This is a genomic window from Hydrogenophaga laconesensis, assembly GCF_031457235.1.
Taxonomy (GTDB): domain Bacteria; phylum Pseudomonadota; class Gammaproteobacteria; order Burkholderiales; family Burkholderiaceae_C; genus Hydrogenophaga; species Hydrogenophaga laconesensis.
On the sequence record NZ_JAVDWE010000023.1, the window covers coordinates 25,269 to 38,343 of the forward strand.

The following is a 13,075-nucleotide window of genomic DNA, read 5'->3' on the forward strand; positions in this document are numbered from 1 at the left end:
TTAGCCCGGCTGCCCGTCCATCCGGTGGCGCAGATGCGCGCGGAGGAACACGGCGTAGGCGAGAACGCCACAGGCACCGAAGATCGCGATGGCGCTGCGGTAACGCGCCACCTCGTCGCCGACGAAGCAGCCCAGCGCATCGATCAGCAGGCCGATGCCCCACTGCACCACGAAAACACCGCCGAAGATGACCAGGTTGTAGCCCGACAGCGCGCGGCCTGCGGCTTCGGCCGGCAAGGCCAGCGCGACCGCCGGCTGCGACAGCGAAGCGAAAGTGCAGCTCACGCAGTACAGCGCCCAGAGCGGCCAGCCGGCGCGCGTCCCCAGCAGCACGATGGCGCCCAACAACACGAAGCTCAGCGGCAGGCCCCAGGCAATGAGCCGCTCCGGGCGCCAGCCCAGGCCGGCCAACCGTGGATTGAGCATCCCCCAGAGCCAGAAGGTGCACAGCATCGAAAGGTTGATGCCGAACAGGCCGCCGGCCGCCTGCGCGGGCGTGTAGCCAGCCACCTTGACCATCCACGGCCCCGCCCACAGCGTCTGCACCGCGATCATGCCGCCGTAGTTGATGAAGCCGACGGGCGCCATCTGACGGAAATACGGGTGGCGCCAGACCAGACCATATCCAGGCTCCCCCACCGGGGCGGTTGCCTCAGGCTCGGTGCGGCGCCAGCGCGGCACCATGGCCAGGATGCCGACCATTGACAGCAGGATCAAGCCGCCCAGCATCCAGAAGAGACCGCGCCAGCCGGTCAGGGGCATCATCCACTGCACCGGCAGGGTGGCCGCGACCATGCCGAAGGAACCGGTCATGAGCATCCACGAGTTGGCACGCATCTGGGCGGCGGGTGTGAGCCAGCGCCGGTAGCCGGTGAGCGGGGCCATCAGACAGGCACTCACGCCCATGCCCGTGAGCACGCGCGCGGCGAGCAGCCAGGTGAAGCTGGTGGCCAGCGCGAATGCCGCGCAGCCCGCGACCGCCAGGGCGAGAAACCACAGGATGACGGTGCGTGGTCCATGGCGGTCCAGCCAGTTGCCCAATGGCAGTTGCGTGAGGGCGAAGCCGAAGAAATAGCCACCGGCCAGCAGGCCGAGGTCCCCCGCGTTGAGCGACATCTCGGCGCTCAGGATGGGCGACAGGGTGGCGGTGATCGCGCGCAGCAGGGCCGAAAGGAAGTACGCCAGGGCAAAGGTGAGGAACACGATGATGGCCGCGCGCGGCGCGAGCACGTCATTCATCGGGGCCGTCGGCGGCGCCACACCGTCGTGGCGCACCGGGCCGGGTCGGGCAGCCGAGCTCATGGCAGCTTGAGTCCTTCAAAGAATGGGCCGGTGACGTCATCGCCGAGCACCGCCCCGTAGACTGCGGCCTGGTACACCTGAGCACCACGCGCGAACTGCACGGCGCGCACCTGCACCGGTTCACCCTGGTGGCTGCGCCCCACGGCAATCAGACCCATGGTCTGCGTCGCCCCTGGCACCGAGGCCTCCCAGGCGATGGCTGAGTCGTCGGCGCGCGCCGGATCCACCTGCACCGCCGCAAGGGTGGCGCGTCGCCAGCCGCTCAAGGCGCCCGGCATGCGTGCCGCGTCGCCCAGTTCGGCCCAGGCCACGGCGAAGGTGAGCCCGCCCGTGTCGCAGCTGTGCATGTGCAGTTCCACCGGAGCGCCCCCATCCAGTGGCAAAGGCCGGGTGGCCGACTCGGGCTTGCAAGGCATCATGGCCTGCAGCGCCGCACCCTCCGGACGCAGCTCGCGCCAGTTGAAGGTCGGGTTGCAGGCGGCAAGCACCAGCCAGGCAGACAGCGCCAGCCCCGGCAGGCGCAAGCGGCGTCGCGTCGCGTCGCCGGGAAAAGGGACAGACATGGGATTCCAGCCAGAGGGCCACCGCCGGACACCGCTGCGAGGGCGGCGTCGCGCACAATGGCGAGATGAATGCTCTGGATGGTATCCGCATACTCGATCTCTCGCGCGTGCTCGCCGGCCCCTGGTGTACCCAGACGCTCGCCGACCTGGGCGCCGACGTGGTGAAGGTGGAGCGTCCCCCGGGCGACCACCACCCGGGCGGCGACGACACACGCGGCTGGGGGCCCCCGTTCCTGCGTGGGCGCGACGGCACCGACACCGCCGAAGCGGCCTACTACCTCGGTGCAAACCGCAACAAACGTTCCATCACCTGCGATATCGCGACGCCCGACGGGCAGGCGCTGATCCGAGAACTGGCGGCAAAGGCCGATGTGTTCGTTGAAAACTACAAGGTCGGCGACATGGCCCGCTACGGGCTCGACCACGCCGCGCTGCGCAAGATCAATCCGAAGCTCGTCTATTGCTCCATCACCGGCTTCGGCCAGACCGGCCCCTACAAGGACCGAGCCGGCTACGACTTCGCCATCCAGGCCATGGGCGGCCTCATGAGCGTGACCGGCGAGCGCGACGACGCACCTGGCGGTGGCCCGCAAAAGGTCGGCGTGGCCGTGACCGATCTGTTCACCGGCCTGTACGCGGTGGTGGCGATCCAGGCCGCACTTCGCCACGCGGAACGCACCGGCGAGGGCCAGCACATCGACATGGCATTGCTGGACACCCAGGTTGCCATGCTCGCCAACCTGGGCGCCAACTACCTGGTGCGCGGCCGCGAAGACGGCAAGGTGCCAGGACGCGCTGGCAACGCACACGCCAACATCGTGCCCTACCAGGCGTTCGAGGTGGCGCCCGACGCACAGGGACAGGCGCAATACATCATCCTCGCCGTGGGCAACGACGGCCAGTTCGCCAAGTTCTGTACCGTGGCCGGGCAGCCCGAGCTGGCCAGGGATGCGCGCTTCGCGCAGAACCAGAACCGCGTGCGCCATCGGGATGTGCTCGTCCCGCTGCTGGCAGACATCCTGAAGACGCGGGGCAAGGCCGACTGGCTGGCAGCGCTGGAGGCCGCCAAGGTGCCCTGCGGACCGATCAACAACCTTGCGGAGGTGTTTGCCGACGAACATGTGCGCTCGCGCGACATGGTGCACACCTGGTCGCACCCCCTGGCAGACCAGGTGGATCTGGTGGCCAGCCCGCTCAAGCTCAGCGGCACCCCCGTACGCAACGACCTCCCACCGCCGTTGCTGGGCCAGCACACCGCCGAAGTCCTGAGCGACTGGCTGGATTGCCCGCCCGATCGATTGGCCGAACTCCAGCGCAGCGGCGCGGTCTGAGCAAAGCCCTCTCAGCCGACCCGACATCATGAGCGACCTTGCCACCACACCGTCCACGCCCCCCGCCGAGCAGGCATTGCCCAGCCCCACCTCCCTGCGAGGCGCGGCACAAGCCGCCGCCGCCCGTGGTGAGCCGCTGGTGGTCATGACCACATTGACGGGTTGTCCGTACTGCGCGATCGTGCGCAATCACTATCTGCTGCCTATGCGCCGCGAAGGCAAGGTGCACGCAGTGCAGCTGGACGTGATGGACCGTACCGGCACCGTGCAAAGCTTTGATGGCCAGTTGACCACGCCTGCCGAGCAGGCTCGCGCCTGGAAAGCCCGATTCACACCGACAGTGCTGTTCTTCGGCCCGGATGGGCGAGAACTTGCGGAGCGACTGGTGGGCATCGCCGTGCCCGACTTCTACGGAGAATACCTGGAGGCCCGATTGACCGAGGCCCGTCGAAGGCTCAAGTAGGCAAATGCGCCCAGCCCAGGGAAGCGTTCACTTCAAGGCGCCGAACACCTTCTTCAGGATCGCGCTGCCCGTACCAACCGGGTCCTGACGGATCTTGCGCTCCTCCTCACCGATGATGGTGTAGAGCCCGTCGAGCGACTTGCCGGTGACGTAGCGCTGGATGTTGGCATCTTCCGATTTGACAAGGCCGATGCCTGCCGCCTTGCCCGCCACCCGGTTGTACTGGTTGGCCAGGCCCACTTTCTCGGTGGCCTTGGTCACGATGGGCAGGAACTTCTCTCCCAGGGGGCTGCGCGTTTTCTCGGCGAAGAACTGGGTCACCGAGTTATCTCCACCGCTCAGGATGTTCTTGGCATCGGTCACGCTCATGGACTTCACGGCACCAACCAGCACGTCGCGGCCCATGGGCACGGCGGCCTCCGCGGCGCGGTTCATGCTAGTCACCAGCTCGTCCACCCGCTTGCCCTGGCCGGTCATCTTCAACAGCTTCGAGGCGTCTTCCAGGTAGCCCGGCAAAGGAATCCGAACTTTTGGATTCCCCAGGAATCCATCCGTCTTCCCGAGCAAGGCCACGGCCGCGAGGGCGCCCTTCTCCAGGGCCACTTTGATGCCCTGACTGGCATCACCTTCCGTGAGATCGCCCAGAGACAAGGCCCTGGCCTGTTGATGAGCGGCAAGAACCAGCAAGCCGATCAACGCGGTGGACTGGGTAAACTGGCGGCGCTGCATGATGGTTCCTTCGGCAAAAAATGCGCGGTTCAATGAATGACGTGGGGCACTGTAGCCCCTGGGAAGTGTAAACACAATGACTTATCTCAGCCTTTCCGGCCAACGCCGTCGGCGCACACTTCAGGCTGCGGTCGCCCTGGGGGCTGTCGGGGCTCTGGGACTGGCCGGTTGCGCAGGCCGCGACCCGGCACCGGAGTCCACGTTTGTATTGCTTGACGGCAGCAAGGCCACCACGGCCGACCTCAAGGGAAAGGTCACGCTGGTGAACTTCTGGGCCACCACGTGCGTGACCTGTGTAAAAGAAATGCCCTCCATCGTGGCGACGTACCAGAAGTACCAGAGTCAGGGGTTCGAGACCCTGGCCGTGGCCATGGAATACGACCCACCAGCCTGGGTGCTCAACTTCACCCAGTCGCGCCAGCTGCCGTTCAAGGTGGCCCTCGACAACACCGGCGACATCGCCAGGCAGTGGGGCGATGTGAAGCTGACCCCGACCACCTATCTGGTCGACAAGCAAGGCCGCATCGTCAAACGCTACGTGGGCGAACCGGACTTCCCGGCGTTGCACACGCTGATTGAAGAATTGCTCGCCCAGAAGGTCTGAGCCATAGACCACACAGAAAAAAGCCGGGTTTCGATCCCGGCTTTTTTCTGTGTGTGACAGCGCTTATTTGCGGAAGGCGTCGTGGCAAGCCTTGCAGGTCTGGGCCGTGGCGCCGAACGCGGTTTTCACAGCGTCCAGGTTTCCCGTTTTCGCGGCAGCCGAGAGTTGTGTGGCCGCAGCCTGGAGCTTGTTTGCACCATCGTTGAACCTGGCCTGTTCCGTCCAGATCGCGGGCAATGCTGCCGTGTCGCCCTTGTCGGTGCCGGCCGCGAAACCCGCCCAGGGCAGCTTGCTCATGGTCTCCACGATCGCGGCGTTCTCGGCAGCCACCTTGGCATCGAAGGGCACGCGACCATTGGCCATTGCACCGATGCGGCTGAAGTGATTGCCCATCACGGTCAAGGCGGCCTTGCGGTACTTCACGGCATCTTCTGGCTTCTGGAATTGCGCAAAGGACGGCACCGAAACGGTGCTCATGGCAACGGCCAATGCGAGCGGAACGGCTATTTTCATGAAAACTCCTGAGGAGGTTGTGGGGCGTCGGGCGTGGCTCTGCAAGCCACCCGCAGAGGAGTGTAGGCATATAGCCAAAGTTCCATTGAACGATTTCCGATATACCCTCTCCATTCTTTCGAATTCAGCCCCAACCACCCACGAACACCATGCACACCATCCGCGTCTGGGACTTGCCCACCCGTGTCTTCCATTGGCTGCTCGCGGCCAGCGTCATCGGCCTGATCGTCACTGGCAGCGTCGGGGGCAACTGGATGAACTGGCACCTGCGCCTCGGTTACGCGGTGCTCGCGCTGCTGTTGTTCCGTCTGGTTTGGGGTTTCATCGGTGGCCACTGGTCGCGCTTCGCCCGGTTCATCTACGCGCCGTCGTCGCTGGCGGCGTATCTGCGAGGCCGTGGTCGGCTGGAGCACCAGGTAGGCCACACGCCACTGGGTGCGCTGTCGGTGTTCGCCCTGCTCCTGATCCTGCTGGTGCAGGTCGGCACCGGGCTGATCAGCGATGACGAGATTTCGTTCTTCGGACCTCTGGTGCGCTTCGTTTCCGGCGAAACCGTCTCTCTCGCCACGGGTTATCACAAGGACATCGGCAAGCTCATCATCATTGTGCTTCTCGCCCTGCATGTGCTGGCCATTGCCTATTACAAGTGGGTGAAGAAGCAAGGCTTGGTCCGCTCGATGGTGATAGGAGACAAACAAGTGCCGGTGGCCGTCCCCAACGCCAGGGATACCGCCGGCAGCCGGTTGCTGGCCCTCGTGGTGCTGGGCCTGTGCGCCGCAGCAGTGACTTGGCTGGTCAGCCTGGGCAACGCGTTCTGATCGTCTAGCCCGGGGCTGTCGTATAGTGGACGGTCACGCCTGTCCGGACATCACGCCCGCCACCCCTGAAGCCATGACCGACCCCGGAGCCGCCGTGGTCTCGCTGAGACCGGCCCAGTTTCCCGACGACCTGCATGCCGTGCGCGAGTTGTTCCTGGAGTATCAGGCCGGACTCGGCATCGATCTCGGCTTCCAGGGCTTCGCCGCCGAGCTCGACAAGCTCCCTGGTGCCTATGCCGCGCCGTCTGGTGCCTTGCTGCTGGCGTGCATCGACGGTGAACCTGCCGGATGCTGCGCGATGCGCCCGCTGTACAACACCGACCACCTCAACGCCTGCGAGATGAAGCGCCTTTTCGTGCGCCCCGCTTTCCGCGGCTTCGGCCTGGGACGGCTTCTGGTCGAACGCATCCTGTCAGATGGTCAGCTCGCAGGCTACACCACCATGCTGCTCGACACCTTGAGTGACATGGAGACGGCACGAGCGCTGTACCAGGAGATGGGGTTCGTCGAGGTCGCGCCTTACTATCACAACCCCATACCGGGCGCCCACTACCTCAAGGTGGATCTTTAGCCACCTTGGTACCCTACCCACAAAAAGAAAAGGCCGCCCGGCTCATCACCGGCGGCCTTTTCCATGCAACGTTGAATCAGGCGGCCTTGGCCTGTGACAGCAGGGTACCCGCGTCGCTCACTTCGAACTTGCCTGGTGCCTCGATGTTCAGCGACTGCACCACGCCATCCTTGACCAGCATCGAGTATCGGTTGCTGCGCAGCCCCATGCCGCGGCCGGTGAGGTCGAGCGTCAGGCCGGTGGCCTTGGCGAAATCGGCGCTGCCATCGGCCAGCATGCGCACCTTGTCACCGGTTTTCTGATCGCGCGCCCAGGCGCCCATCACGAAGGCGTCGTTCACGCTCAGGCACCAGATTTCATCCACGCCCGCAGCCTTGAAATCGGCCGCCTGTTGCACGTAGCCGGGTACGTGCTTGGCAGAGCACGTCGGCGTGAACGCACCTGGCAGCGCAAACACGGCGATCGTCTTGCCGGCTGACGCCTTCTGCACGTCAACGGGATTCGGGCCGATGCTGCAGCCGTTGCCCTCCACTTCGCAGTACTCCATCAGCGTGGCCGCCGGAATCCTGTCACCCACCTTGATCATGCTGTGCTCCTCGTTGTTGGCCCGCAGGCCGTGGCTGAAAGGCCCGCCAATCATGCCGGGCCCGGAAAAAGAAAAAGCGACCGATTGTCGGTCGCTTTTTCGATCCGCGCTGCGTGGCAACGCAATGGGGCTCAGACCAGCGCGGCCTTTTGCACCAGGCGCGTGGCGACCCAGTTCTTGGTCTTGGACAGGGGGCGGCTCTCGGTGATCTCGATCACGTCGCCCATCTTGTACTCACCCTTTTCGTCGTGAGCGTGGTACTTGCTCGACTTCGCCACGATCTTGTCGTACAGCTCGTGCTTCACGCGACGCTCAACCAGAACCGTCACGGTCTTGGCGCGCTTGTCGCTCACCACCTTGCCAACCAAGGTGCGCTTGAGGGATGTTTTAGCTTCCGTCATGGTCACTCCTTATTTGGCAGCGGCACGCTGCTTCTCGGCCAGGATGGTCTTGGCGCGAGCGATCGCACGGCGGGTGTCACCCAGCGTGGCGTTGTTGTTCAGTTGTTGCGTGGCCTTCTGCATGCGCAGGCCGAAATGGGCCTTTTGCAGTGACTTCACTTCGGCTTCGAGGCCGGCCACATCCTTTTGGCGCAGTTCAGCAGTTTTCATCTTGTGTTCTCCTGAATCACTGACCCAGCATGCGCGTCACGAACGTGGTGCGCAGGGGCAGTTTGGCCGCGGCCAGTTGGAAGGCTTCACGGGCCAGCTGTTCGGGCACGCCCACGATTTCGTAGAGCACCTTGCCAGGCTGGATTTCGGCCACGTAGTACTCCACCGAGCCCTTGCCGTTGCCCATACGGACCTCGGCAGGCTTCTGGGAGATCGGCTTGTCCGGGAACACACGGATCCAGATGCGGCCGCCACGTTTCACGTGACGGGAGATCGCACGACGTGCGGCCTCGATCTGGCGGGCGGTCAGGCGACCACGATCGGTCGACTTGAGCCCGAAGTCGCCGAACGCGACGGTGGCGCCACTCGTGGCAACGCCGGTATTGCGGCCTTTTTGTTCTTTGCGGAACTTGCGGCGAGCAGGTTGCAACATGTTTATTCTCCTTTGCCGTCCGCAGCTGCAGATGCGGGCGCGGCGTCTTTGCGAACGCGCTTAACGGCGGGTTTGGTTTCGGTGCCGGTGGCTTCGGCAGGCTTGTCGCTGCCATCGGCCGGAGCGGCATTGGCGCCAGGGCGGCGAACCGCAGCGCGGGCGGCAGGGCCTGCCGGACGCTCACGGCGCGGACCACGCGGGCGACGCTCTTCTTCCACACGCGGCTCGGCCACCACGGGCGCATCGTTGCGGCCCAGGGTGTCACCCTTGTAGACCCAGACCTTGACGCCGATGACGCCGTAGGTCGTCTTGGCTTCAGAGGTGCCGTAGTCGATATCTGCACGCAGGGTATGAAGTGGCACACGGCCTTCGCGGTACCACTCGCAACGGGCGATTTCGATGCCGTTCAGGCGACCCGACGACATGATCTTGATGCCCTGTGCGCCCAGACGCATGGCGTTCTGCATGGCGCGCTTCATGGCGCGACGGAACATGATGCGCTTTTCGAGCTGTTGCGTGATGCTGTCGGCGATCAGCTTGGCATCGATTTCGGGCTTGCGCACTTCTTCGATGTTGACCGCGACGGGCACGCCCAGTTTGGCGGCCAGCTCTTTCTTCAGCTTCTCGATGTCCTCGCCCTTCTTGCCGATCACCACGCCCGGACGTGCCGAGAAGATGGTGATGCGGGCGTTCTTGGCGGGGCGCTCGATCACGACGCGCGAAACGGCGGCGTTCTTCAGCTTGCCCTTGAGGTACTCGCGCACCTTGATGTCTTCAGCCAGCATGCCGGCGAAGTCACGGTTGCTGGCATACCAGCGGCTGGCCCAGTTGCGGGAAACTGCGAGGCGGAACCCGGTCGGGTTGATTTTCTGTCCCATATTCCTGTGACCTCTTCAGTTGCCAACCGTCACGTAGATGTGACACGTGGGTTTGCTGATGCGGTTGCCGCGGCCTTTGGCGCGGGCCGAGAAGCGCTTGAGCGTGGTGCCTTGCTCAACGTAGATGGTCTTGACCTTCAGTTCGTCGATGTCGGCACCGTCGTTGTGTTCAGCGTTGGCAATGGCGGATTCCAGGGCCTTCTTGACGATGCCGGCAGCTTTTTTCTGCGTGAACGTCAGGATGTTGAGCGCCTGGTCGACCTTCTTGCCGCGAATCAGGTCGGCAACCAGTCGGCCTTTGTCTACCGACAGGCGCACGCCGCGAACAATAGAGCGGGTTTCCATGGTTAGTCCTTACTTCTTCGCTTTTTTGTCGGCCGGGTGGCCCTTGAACGTGCGCGTCAGCGAAAACTCGCCGAGCTTGTGTCCGACCATCTGGTCGGTGATGTACACGGGCACGTGTTGCTTGCCGTTGTGCACGGCGATGGTCAGCCCGATGAAGTCGGGCAGGATCATCGAGCGGCGCGACCAGGTCTTGACCGGCTTCTTGTCCTTGGTGGCCTGGGCTTTTTCAACCTTGGCCAGCAGGTGATGGTCGACAAACGGACCTTTTTTGAGTGAACGAGTCATGTTGTCAACCCTTTACTTCTTGCGACGCGAGACGATCATCGACTGCGTGCGGCGGTTGTTGCGGGTGCGATAGCCCTTGGTCAGGTTGCCCCACGGATCCACCGGAGCGCGGCCTTCGCCGGTCTTGCCTTCACCACCACCGTGCGGGTGGTCGATCGGGTTCATCGCGGTACCGCGAACGGTCGGACGGATACCCATGTGACGCTTGACACCGGCCTTGCCCAGCTGGCGCAGGCTGTGTTCCTGGTTGGACACTTCACCGATGGTGGCGCGGCAGTCCACATGCACCTTGCGCACTTCGCCGGAGCGCATGCGAACCTGGGCGTAGATGCCTTCACGGGCCAGCAGCACGGCAGAGGCACCGGCGGAACGCGCGATCTGCGCACCCTTGCCGACCTGCAGCTCGATGCAGTGAATGGTCGAACCGACCGGAATGTTGCGAATCGGGAGGGTATTGCCCACGCGGATCGGCGACTCCGAGCCGGACAACAGGGTTGCACCCACTTCAACGCCACGCGGGGCGATGATGTAGCGGCGCTCGCCGTCGGCGTAGCACAGCAGCGCGATGTGCGCCGTGCGGTTCGGGTCGTACTCGATGCGTTCGACCTTGGCCGGGATGCCATCCTTGTTGCGACGGAAGTCGACAACGCGGTAGTGATGCTTGTGACCACCGCCCTTGTGGCGGGTGGTGATGTGACCGTTGTTGTTGCGGCCGGCCTTCTGGAACTGGGACTCCAGCAGCGGCGCAAAACCCGCACCCTTGTGCAGCTGGTCGCGCGTGACCTTCACCATGCCGCGACGGCCTGGCGAGGTCGGTTTCATCTTGATGACTGCCATGATTAAGCGCCCTCTCCACCAAAGTTCAGCTCTTGACCCGGCATGAGCGTCACATAGGCCTTGCGGACGTGGTCACGACGACCGACCGTCTTGCCAAAGCGCTTGGACTTGCCCTTCTGGTTGAGCACGGAAACGCCCTTGACCTGGACCTTGAACATCAGTTCAACAGCGGCCTTGATCTCGGGTTTGGAGGCGTCGCGCAGCACCTTGAACAGCACCGCATTGGTTTGCTCGGCGACCTGGGTGGCCTTCTCGGACACGATCGGTGCCACGAGGACCTGCATCAGGCGACCTTCGTCGTATTTCGTGACGCTCATGCGAACATCTCCTTGAGCTGGTCGATCGCCGCCTTGGTGACGATGACCTTCTTGTAATGCACCAGCGACAGCGGGTCGGCGTAACGCGGCTCGACCACCAGCACGTTGGGCAGGTTGCGCGAGGCGAGGTACAGGTTTTCGTCGACTTCGTCGGCGATCACCAGAACCGATTGCAGGTTCATGGCCTTGAACTTGTCGGCCAGCTGCTTGGTCTTGGGCGAATCCACCTTGATGGAATCGACCACGGCCAGACGGCCTTCGCGCACGAGCTGCGAGAAGATGGACGCCATGCCGGCGCGGTACATCTTCTTGTTCAGCTTCTGGGTGAAGTTCTCGTCGGGGCTGTTCGGGAAGATGCGACCGCCTCCGCGCCACAGCGGGGAAGACGTCATACCGGCGCGAGCGCGGCCGGTGCCCTTCTGCTTGAACGGCTTCTTGGTCGAGTGCTTGACCATCTGGCGGTCTTTTTGTGCACGCGTACCTTGACGGGCGTTCGCCTGATAGGCCACCACAAGCTGGTGGATCAGGGCTTCGTTGTAGTCGCGACCAAACACGGTCTCTGGCACGTCCACGTTGGACGAAGCCTGACCCTGGTCGTTCAGGAGTTCAACTTGCATCAGTTCGCTCCCTTGGCCACTTTGGCCTTGATGGCGGGACGCACGGTCACGAAACCGCCGTTGGAGCCGGGGACTGCACCGCGAATCATGAGCAGCTGACGGGCTTCGTCCACGCGCACGATGTCGAGGTTCTGGATGGTCTTGGTCACATCGCCGAGGTGCCCGGTCATCTTCTTGCCGGGGAACACGCGGCCAGGATCCTGAGCCATGGAGATGGAGCCCGGCACGTTGTGCGAACGGCTGTTACCGTGCGACGCGCGTTGCGAGCTGAAGTTGTGGCGCTTGATGGTGCCGGCAAAGCCTTTACCGATCGAGGTGCCCTGCACGTCCACCTTCTGGCCAGCCGCGAAGATCGCATTGGCGGCCACCACGGCACCGGCTTGGTACTGGGCAGCAACGTCGGAGGCGACGCGGAATTCCTGGATGATTTCACCGGCTTCGACGCCGGCCTTGGCCAGATGGCCCGCTTCGGGCTTGGTCACGCGAGAGGCGCGGCGGGCACCGAAGGTGACCTGGAGCGCATCGTAACCGTCGTTGGCCAGGGTTTTGACTTGCGTCACTCGGTTGTTCGACACGTCGACCACCGTGACAGGCACTGCGTCCCCATCATCGGTGAACAGACGCATCATGCCCACCTTGCGACCCAACAACCCGAGGGAGTTGCTAAGACTCATTGTTTTCTCCGTTCCCGACTTCAATTGGCCGGGGCTGATGGTGCGAAACCAGGGTTTCGCGCTAAAGGGCCGGATCAACCGGCACCACGAAATCTCCGGCCAGAAGCCGGAAAGCCCGCCAGTATACCCGGCGGGCTTTTTCTACGCAAGTCCTGCCTGGCGAGGCAGAAAGCAACGGCGCTTCTTACTGCAGCTTGATTTCCACGTCCACACCAGCCGGCAGGTCGAGCTTCATCAGCGCGTCAACCGTCTTGTCAGTGGGGTCCACGATGTCCATCAGGCGCTGGTGGGTGCGGATCTCCAGCTGGTCGCGACTGGTCTTGTTCACGTGCGGAGAACGCAGGATGTCGAAACGCTTCATGCGGGTCGGCAGGGGCACGGGACCCTTGACGATGGCGCCGGTGCGCTTGGCGGTATCCACGATCTCGGCAGCCGAGCTGTCGATCAGCTTGTAGTCAAACGCCTTGAGGCGGATGCGGATCTTCTGTTTGGTGGACATGTCCGCTCCTTACGCGATGATTTTGGCGACGACGCCGGCGCCGACGGTACGACCACCTTCGCGGATGGCAAAGCGCAGGCCTTCTTCCATGGCGATCGG

Annotated in this window: 22 protein-coding genes; 5 read left to right on the forward strand and 17 right to left on the reverse strand. The window is 63.8% G+C overall.

Annotated features, from left to right (window positions below):
• Complete coding sequence (locus J2X09_RS25570; RefSeq protein ID WP_204735763.1) at positions 1–1,239, reverse strand: MFS transporter; 1,239 nt, start codon at positions 1,237–1,239, stop codon at positions 1–3.
• Positions 1,240–1,298: 59 nt separating this feature from the next.
• Positions 1,299–1,865 (reverse strand): hypothetical protein, encoded by a 567-nt coding sequence (locus J2X09_RS25575; RefSeq protein WP_204735736.1) that lies wholly within the window; start codon positions 1,863–1,865, stop codon positions 1,299–1,301.
• A gap of 65 nt (positions 1,866–1,930) precedes the next feature.
• Here J2X09_RS25575 and J2X09_RS25580 point away from each other — a divergent pair, with 65 nt between their 5' ends.
• Positions 1,931–3,196 carry a CaiB/BaiF CoA transferase family protein gene (locus tag J2X09_RS25580; RefSeq protein WP_204735735.1) on the forward strand — a complete coding sequence of 422 codons (1,266 nt, stop codon included), beginning with the start codon at positions 1,931–1,933 and terminating at the stop codon, positions 3,194–3,196.
• A 28-nt stretch (positions 3,197–3,224) separates the two neighbouring features.
• Positions 3,225–3,659: a thioredoxin fold domain-containing protein gene (locus J2X09_RS25585; protein ID WP_204735734.1), complete on the forward strand. Its 435-nt coding sequence runs from the start codon at positions 3,225–3,227 to the stop codon at positions 3,657–3,659.
• A gap of 27 nt (positions 3,660–3,686) precedes the next feature.
• Here the strand turns inward: J2X09_RS25585 and J2X09_RS25590 are convergent, their stop codons facing one another.
• A complete protein-coding gene (locus J2X09_RS25590; protein ID WP_204735733.1) occupies positions 3,687–4,388 on the reverse strand; it encodes a DUF4197 domain-containing protein in 702 nt (233 codons plus the stop codon).
• 76 nt (positions 4,389–4,464) lie between these two features.
• On the opposite strand from J2X09_RS25590, the gene J2X09_RS25595 reads away from it, so the two are divergent.
• Positions 4,465–4,992: a TlpA family protein disulfide reductase gene (locus J2X09_RS25595; protein ID WP_204735732.1), complete on the forward strand. Its 528-nt coding sequence runs from the start codon at positions 4,465–4,467 to the stop codon at positions 4,990–4,992.
• Between the two features lie 63 nt (positions 4,993–5,055).
• On the opposite strand, the gene J2X09_RS25600 is transcribed toward J2X09_RS25595, so the two are convergent.
• A complete protein-coding gene (locus tag J2X09_RS25600) occupies positions 5,056–5,505 on the reverse strand; it encodes a c-type cytochrome (protein WP_204735731.1) in 450 nt (149 codons plus the stop codon).
• 149 nt (positions 5,506–5,654) lie between these two features.
• Between J2X09_RS25600 and J2X09_RS25605 the strand changes: the two genes are divergently transcribed.
• A complete protein-coding gene (locus J2X09_RS25605) occupies positions 5,655–6,323 on the forward strand; it encodes a cytochrome b/b6 domain-containing protein (RefSeq protein WP_204735730.1) in 669 nt (222 codons plus the stop codon).
• A 73-nt stretch (positions 6,324–6,396) separates the two neighbouring features.
• Positions 6,397–6,894, forward strand: coding sequence for a GNAT family N-acetyltransferase (locus tag J2X09_RS25610; RefSeq protein WP_204735729.1), 498 nt, complete (start codon positions 6,397–6,399; stop codon positions 6,892–6,894).
• A 76-nt stretch (positions 6,895–6,970) separates the two neighbouring features.
• Here the strand turns inward: J2X09_RS25610 and J2X09_RS25615 are convergent, their stop codons facing one another.
• The 13 genes from J2X09_RS25615 to J2X09_RS25675 form a co-directional block, all read right to left on the reverse strand.
• Positions 6,971–7,480: a peroxiredoxin gene (locus J2X09_RS25615; RefSeq protein ID WP_204735728.1), complete on the reverse strand. Its 510-nt coding sequence runs from the start codon at positions 7,478–7,480 to the stop codon at positions 6,971–6,973.
• Positions 7,481–7,611: 131 nt separating this feature from the next.
• Positions 7,612–7,881, reverse strand: a complete 270-nt coding sequence (gene rpsQ, locus J2X09_RS25620) for a 30S ribosomal protein S17 (RefSeq protein ID WP_159589035.1) — start codon at positions 7,879–7,881, stop codon at positions 7,612–7,614.
• 9 nt (positions 7,882–7,890) lie between these two features.
• Positions 7,891–8,091, reverse strand: coding sequence for a 50S ribosomal protein L29 (rpmC, locus tag J2X09_RS25625; protein ID WP_204735727.1), 201 nt, complete (start codon positions 8,089–8,091; stop codon positions 7,891–7,893).
• A gap of 16 nt (positions 8,092–8,107) precedes the next feature.
• Positions 8,108–8,524 carry a 50S ribosomal protein L16 gene (gene rplP / locus J2X09_RS25630; RefSeq protein WP_086126960.1) on the reverse strand — a complete coding sequence of 139 codons (417 nt, stop codon included), beginning with the start codon at positions 8,522–8,524 and terminating at the stop codon, positions 8,108–8,110.
• A gap of 2 nt (positions 8,525–8,526) precedes the next feature.
• Positions 8,527–9,402 carry a 30S ribosomal protein S3 gene (gene rpsC, locus J2X09_RS25635; RefSeq protein ID WP_204735726.1) on the reverse strand — a complete coding sequence of 292 codons (876 nt, stop codon included), beginning with the start codon at positions 9,400–9,402 and terminating at the stop codon, positions 8,527–8,529.
• Positions 9,403–9,417: 15 nt separating this feature from the next.
• Entirely contained in the window at positions 9,418–9,747 is a 330-nt protein-coding gene (rplV, locus tag J2X09_RS25640) for a 50S ribosomal protein L22 (protein ID WP_204735725.1), read from the reverse strand.
• Positions 9,748–9,756: 9 nt separating this feature from the next.
• Positions 9,757–10,032 carry a 30S ribosomal protein S19 gene (gene rpsS / locus J2X09_RS25645; protein ID WP_204735724.1) on the reverse strand — a complete coding sequence of 92 codons (276 nt, stop codon included), beginning with the start codon at positions 10,030–10,032 and terminating at the stop codon, positions 9,757–9,759.
• 12 nt (positions 10,033–10,044) lie between these two features.
• Positions 10,045–10,869, reverse strand: coding sequence for a 50S ribosomal protein L2 (gene rplB, locus J2X09_RS25650; protein ID WP_204735723.1), 825 nt, complete (start codon positions 10,867–10,869; stop codon positions 10,045–10,047).
• Positions 10,870–10,871: 2 nt separating this feature from the next.
• Positions 10,872–11,186: a 50S ribosomal protein L23 gene (rplW, locus tag J2X09_RS25655; RefSeq protein ID WP_204735722.1), complete on the reverse strand. Its 315-nt coding sequence runs from the start codon at positions 11,184–11,186 to the stop codon at positions 10,872–10,874.
• On the reverse strand, positions 11,183–11,803 hold the full coding sequence (gene rplD / locus J2X09_RS25660) for a 50S ribosomal protein L4 (RefSeq protein ID WP_159589024.1): 621 nt from the start codon (positions 11,801–11,803) through the stop codon (positions 11,183–11,185). Before rplD ends, rplW begins: the two co-directional genes overlap by 4 nt.
• Positions 11,803–12,477 carry a 50S ribosomal protein L3 gene (gene rplC / locus J2X09_RS25665; RefSeq protein WP_204735721.1) on the reverse strand — a complete coding sequence of 225 codons (675 nt, stop codon included), beginning with the start codon at positions 12,475–12,477 and terminating at the stop codon, positions 11,803–11,805. The genes rplD and rplC overlap by 1 nt, the downstream gene beginning before the upstream one ends.
• A 184-nt stretch (positions 12,478–12,661) precedes the next feature.
• Entirely contained in the window at positions 12,662–12,976 is a 315-nt protein-coding gene (gene rpsJ / locus J2X09_RS25670) for a 30S ribosomal protein S10 (protein WP_056266806.1), read from the reverse strand.
• Positions 12,977–12,985: 9 nt separating this feature from the next.
• On the reverse strand, positions 12,986–13,075 hold a 90-nt coding region (locus J2X09_RS25675; protein WP_461607621.1), incomplete at its 5' end, for an EF-Tu C-terminal domain-related protein.

Bases quoted from the DNA above. Each gene is read 5' to 3' on its own strand.
- J2X09_RS25570 (WP_204735763.1), bottom strand. From the start codon at position 1,239: ATGAATGACGTGCTCGCGCCGCGCGCGGCCATCATCGTGTTCCTCACC.
- J2X09_RS25575 (WP_204735736.1), bottom strand. From the start codon at position 1,865: ATGTCTGTCCCTTTTCCCGGCGACGCGACGCGACGCCGCTTGCGCCTG.
- J2X09_RS25580 (WP_204735735.1), top strand. From the start codon at position 1,931: ATGAATGCTCTGGATGGTATCCGCATACTCGATCTCTCGCGCGTGCTC.
- J2X09_RS25585 (WP_204735734.1), top strand. From the start codon at position 3,225: ATGAGCGACCTTGCCACCACACCGTCCACGCCCCCCGCCGAGCAGGCA.
- J2X09_RS25590 (WP_204735733.1), bottom strand. From the start codon at position 4,388: ATGCAGCGCCGCCAGTTTACCCAGTCCACCGCGTTGATCGGCTTGCTG.
- J2X09_RS25595 (WP_204735732.1), top strand. From the start codon at position 4,465: ATGACTTATCTCAGCCTTTCCGGCCAACGCCGTCGGCGCACACTTCAG.
- J2X09_RS25600 (WP_204735731.1), bottom strand. From the start codon at position 5,505: ATGAAAATAGCCGTTCCGCTCGCATTGGCCGTTGCCATGAGCACCGTT.
- J2X09_RS25605 (WP_204735730.1), top strand. From the start codon at position 5,655: ATGCACACCATCCGCGTCTGGGACTTGCCCACCCGTGTCTTCCATTGG.
- J2X09_RS25610 (WP_204735729.1), top strand. From the start codon at position 6,397: ATGACCGACCCCGGAGCCGCCGTGGTCTCGCTGAGACCGGCCCAGTTT.
- J2X09_RS25615 (WP_204735728.1), bottom strand. From the start codon at position 7,480: ATGATCAAGGTGGGTGACAGGATTCCGGCGGCCACGCTGATGGAGTAC.
- rpsQ (WP_159589035.1), bottom strand. From the start codon at position 7,881: ATGACGGAAGCTAAAACATCCCTCAAGCGCACCTTGGTTGGCAAGGTG.
- rpmC (WP_204735727.1), bottom strand. From the start codon at position 8,091: ATGAAAACTGCTGAACTGCGCCAAAAGGATGTGGCCGGCCTCGAAGCC.
- rplP (WP_086126960.1), bottom strand. From the start codon at position 8,524: ATGTTGCAACCTGCTCGCCGCAAGTTCCGCAAAGAACAAAAAGGCCGC.
- rpsC (WP_204735726.1), bottom strand. From the start codon at position 9,402: ATGGGACAGAAAATCAACCCGACCGGGTTCCGCCTCGCAGTTTCCCGC.
- rplV (WP_204735725.1), bottom strand. From the start codon at position 9,747: ATGGAAACCCGCTCTATTGTTCGCGGCGTGCGCCTGTCGGTAGACAAA.
- rpsS (WP_204735724.1), bottom strand. From the start codon at position 10,032: ATGACTCGTTCACTCAAAAAAGGTCCGTTTGTCGACCATCACCTGCTG.
- rplB (WP_204735723.1), bottom strand. From the start codon at position 10,869: ATGGCAGTCATCAAGATGAAACCGACCTCGCCAGGCCGTCGCGGCATG.
- rplW (WP_204735722.1), bottom strand. From the start codon at position 11,186: ATGAGCGTCACGAAATACGACGAAGGTCGCCTGATGCAGGTCCTCGTG.
- rplD (WP_159589024.1), bottom strand. From the start codon at position 11,803: ATGCAAGTTGAACTCCTGAACGACCAGGGTCAGGCTTCGTCCAACGTG.
- rplC (WP_204735721.1), bottom strand. From the start codon at position 12,477: ATGAGTCTTAGCAACTCCCTCGGGTTGTTGGGTCGCAAGGTGGGCATG.
- rpsJ (WP_056266806.1), bottom strand. From the start codon at position 12,976: ATGTCCACCAAACAGAAGATCCGCATCCGCCTCAAGGCGTTTGACTAC.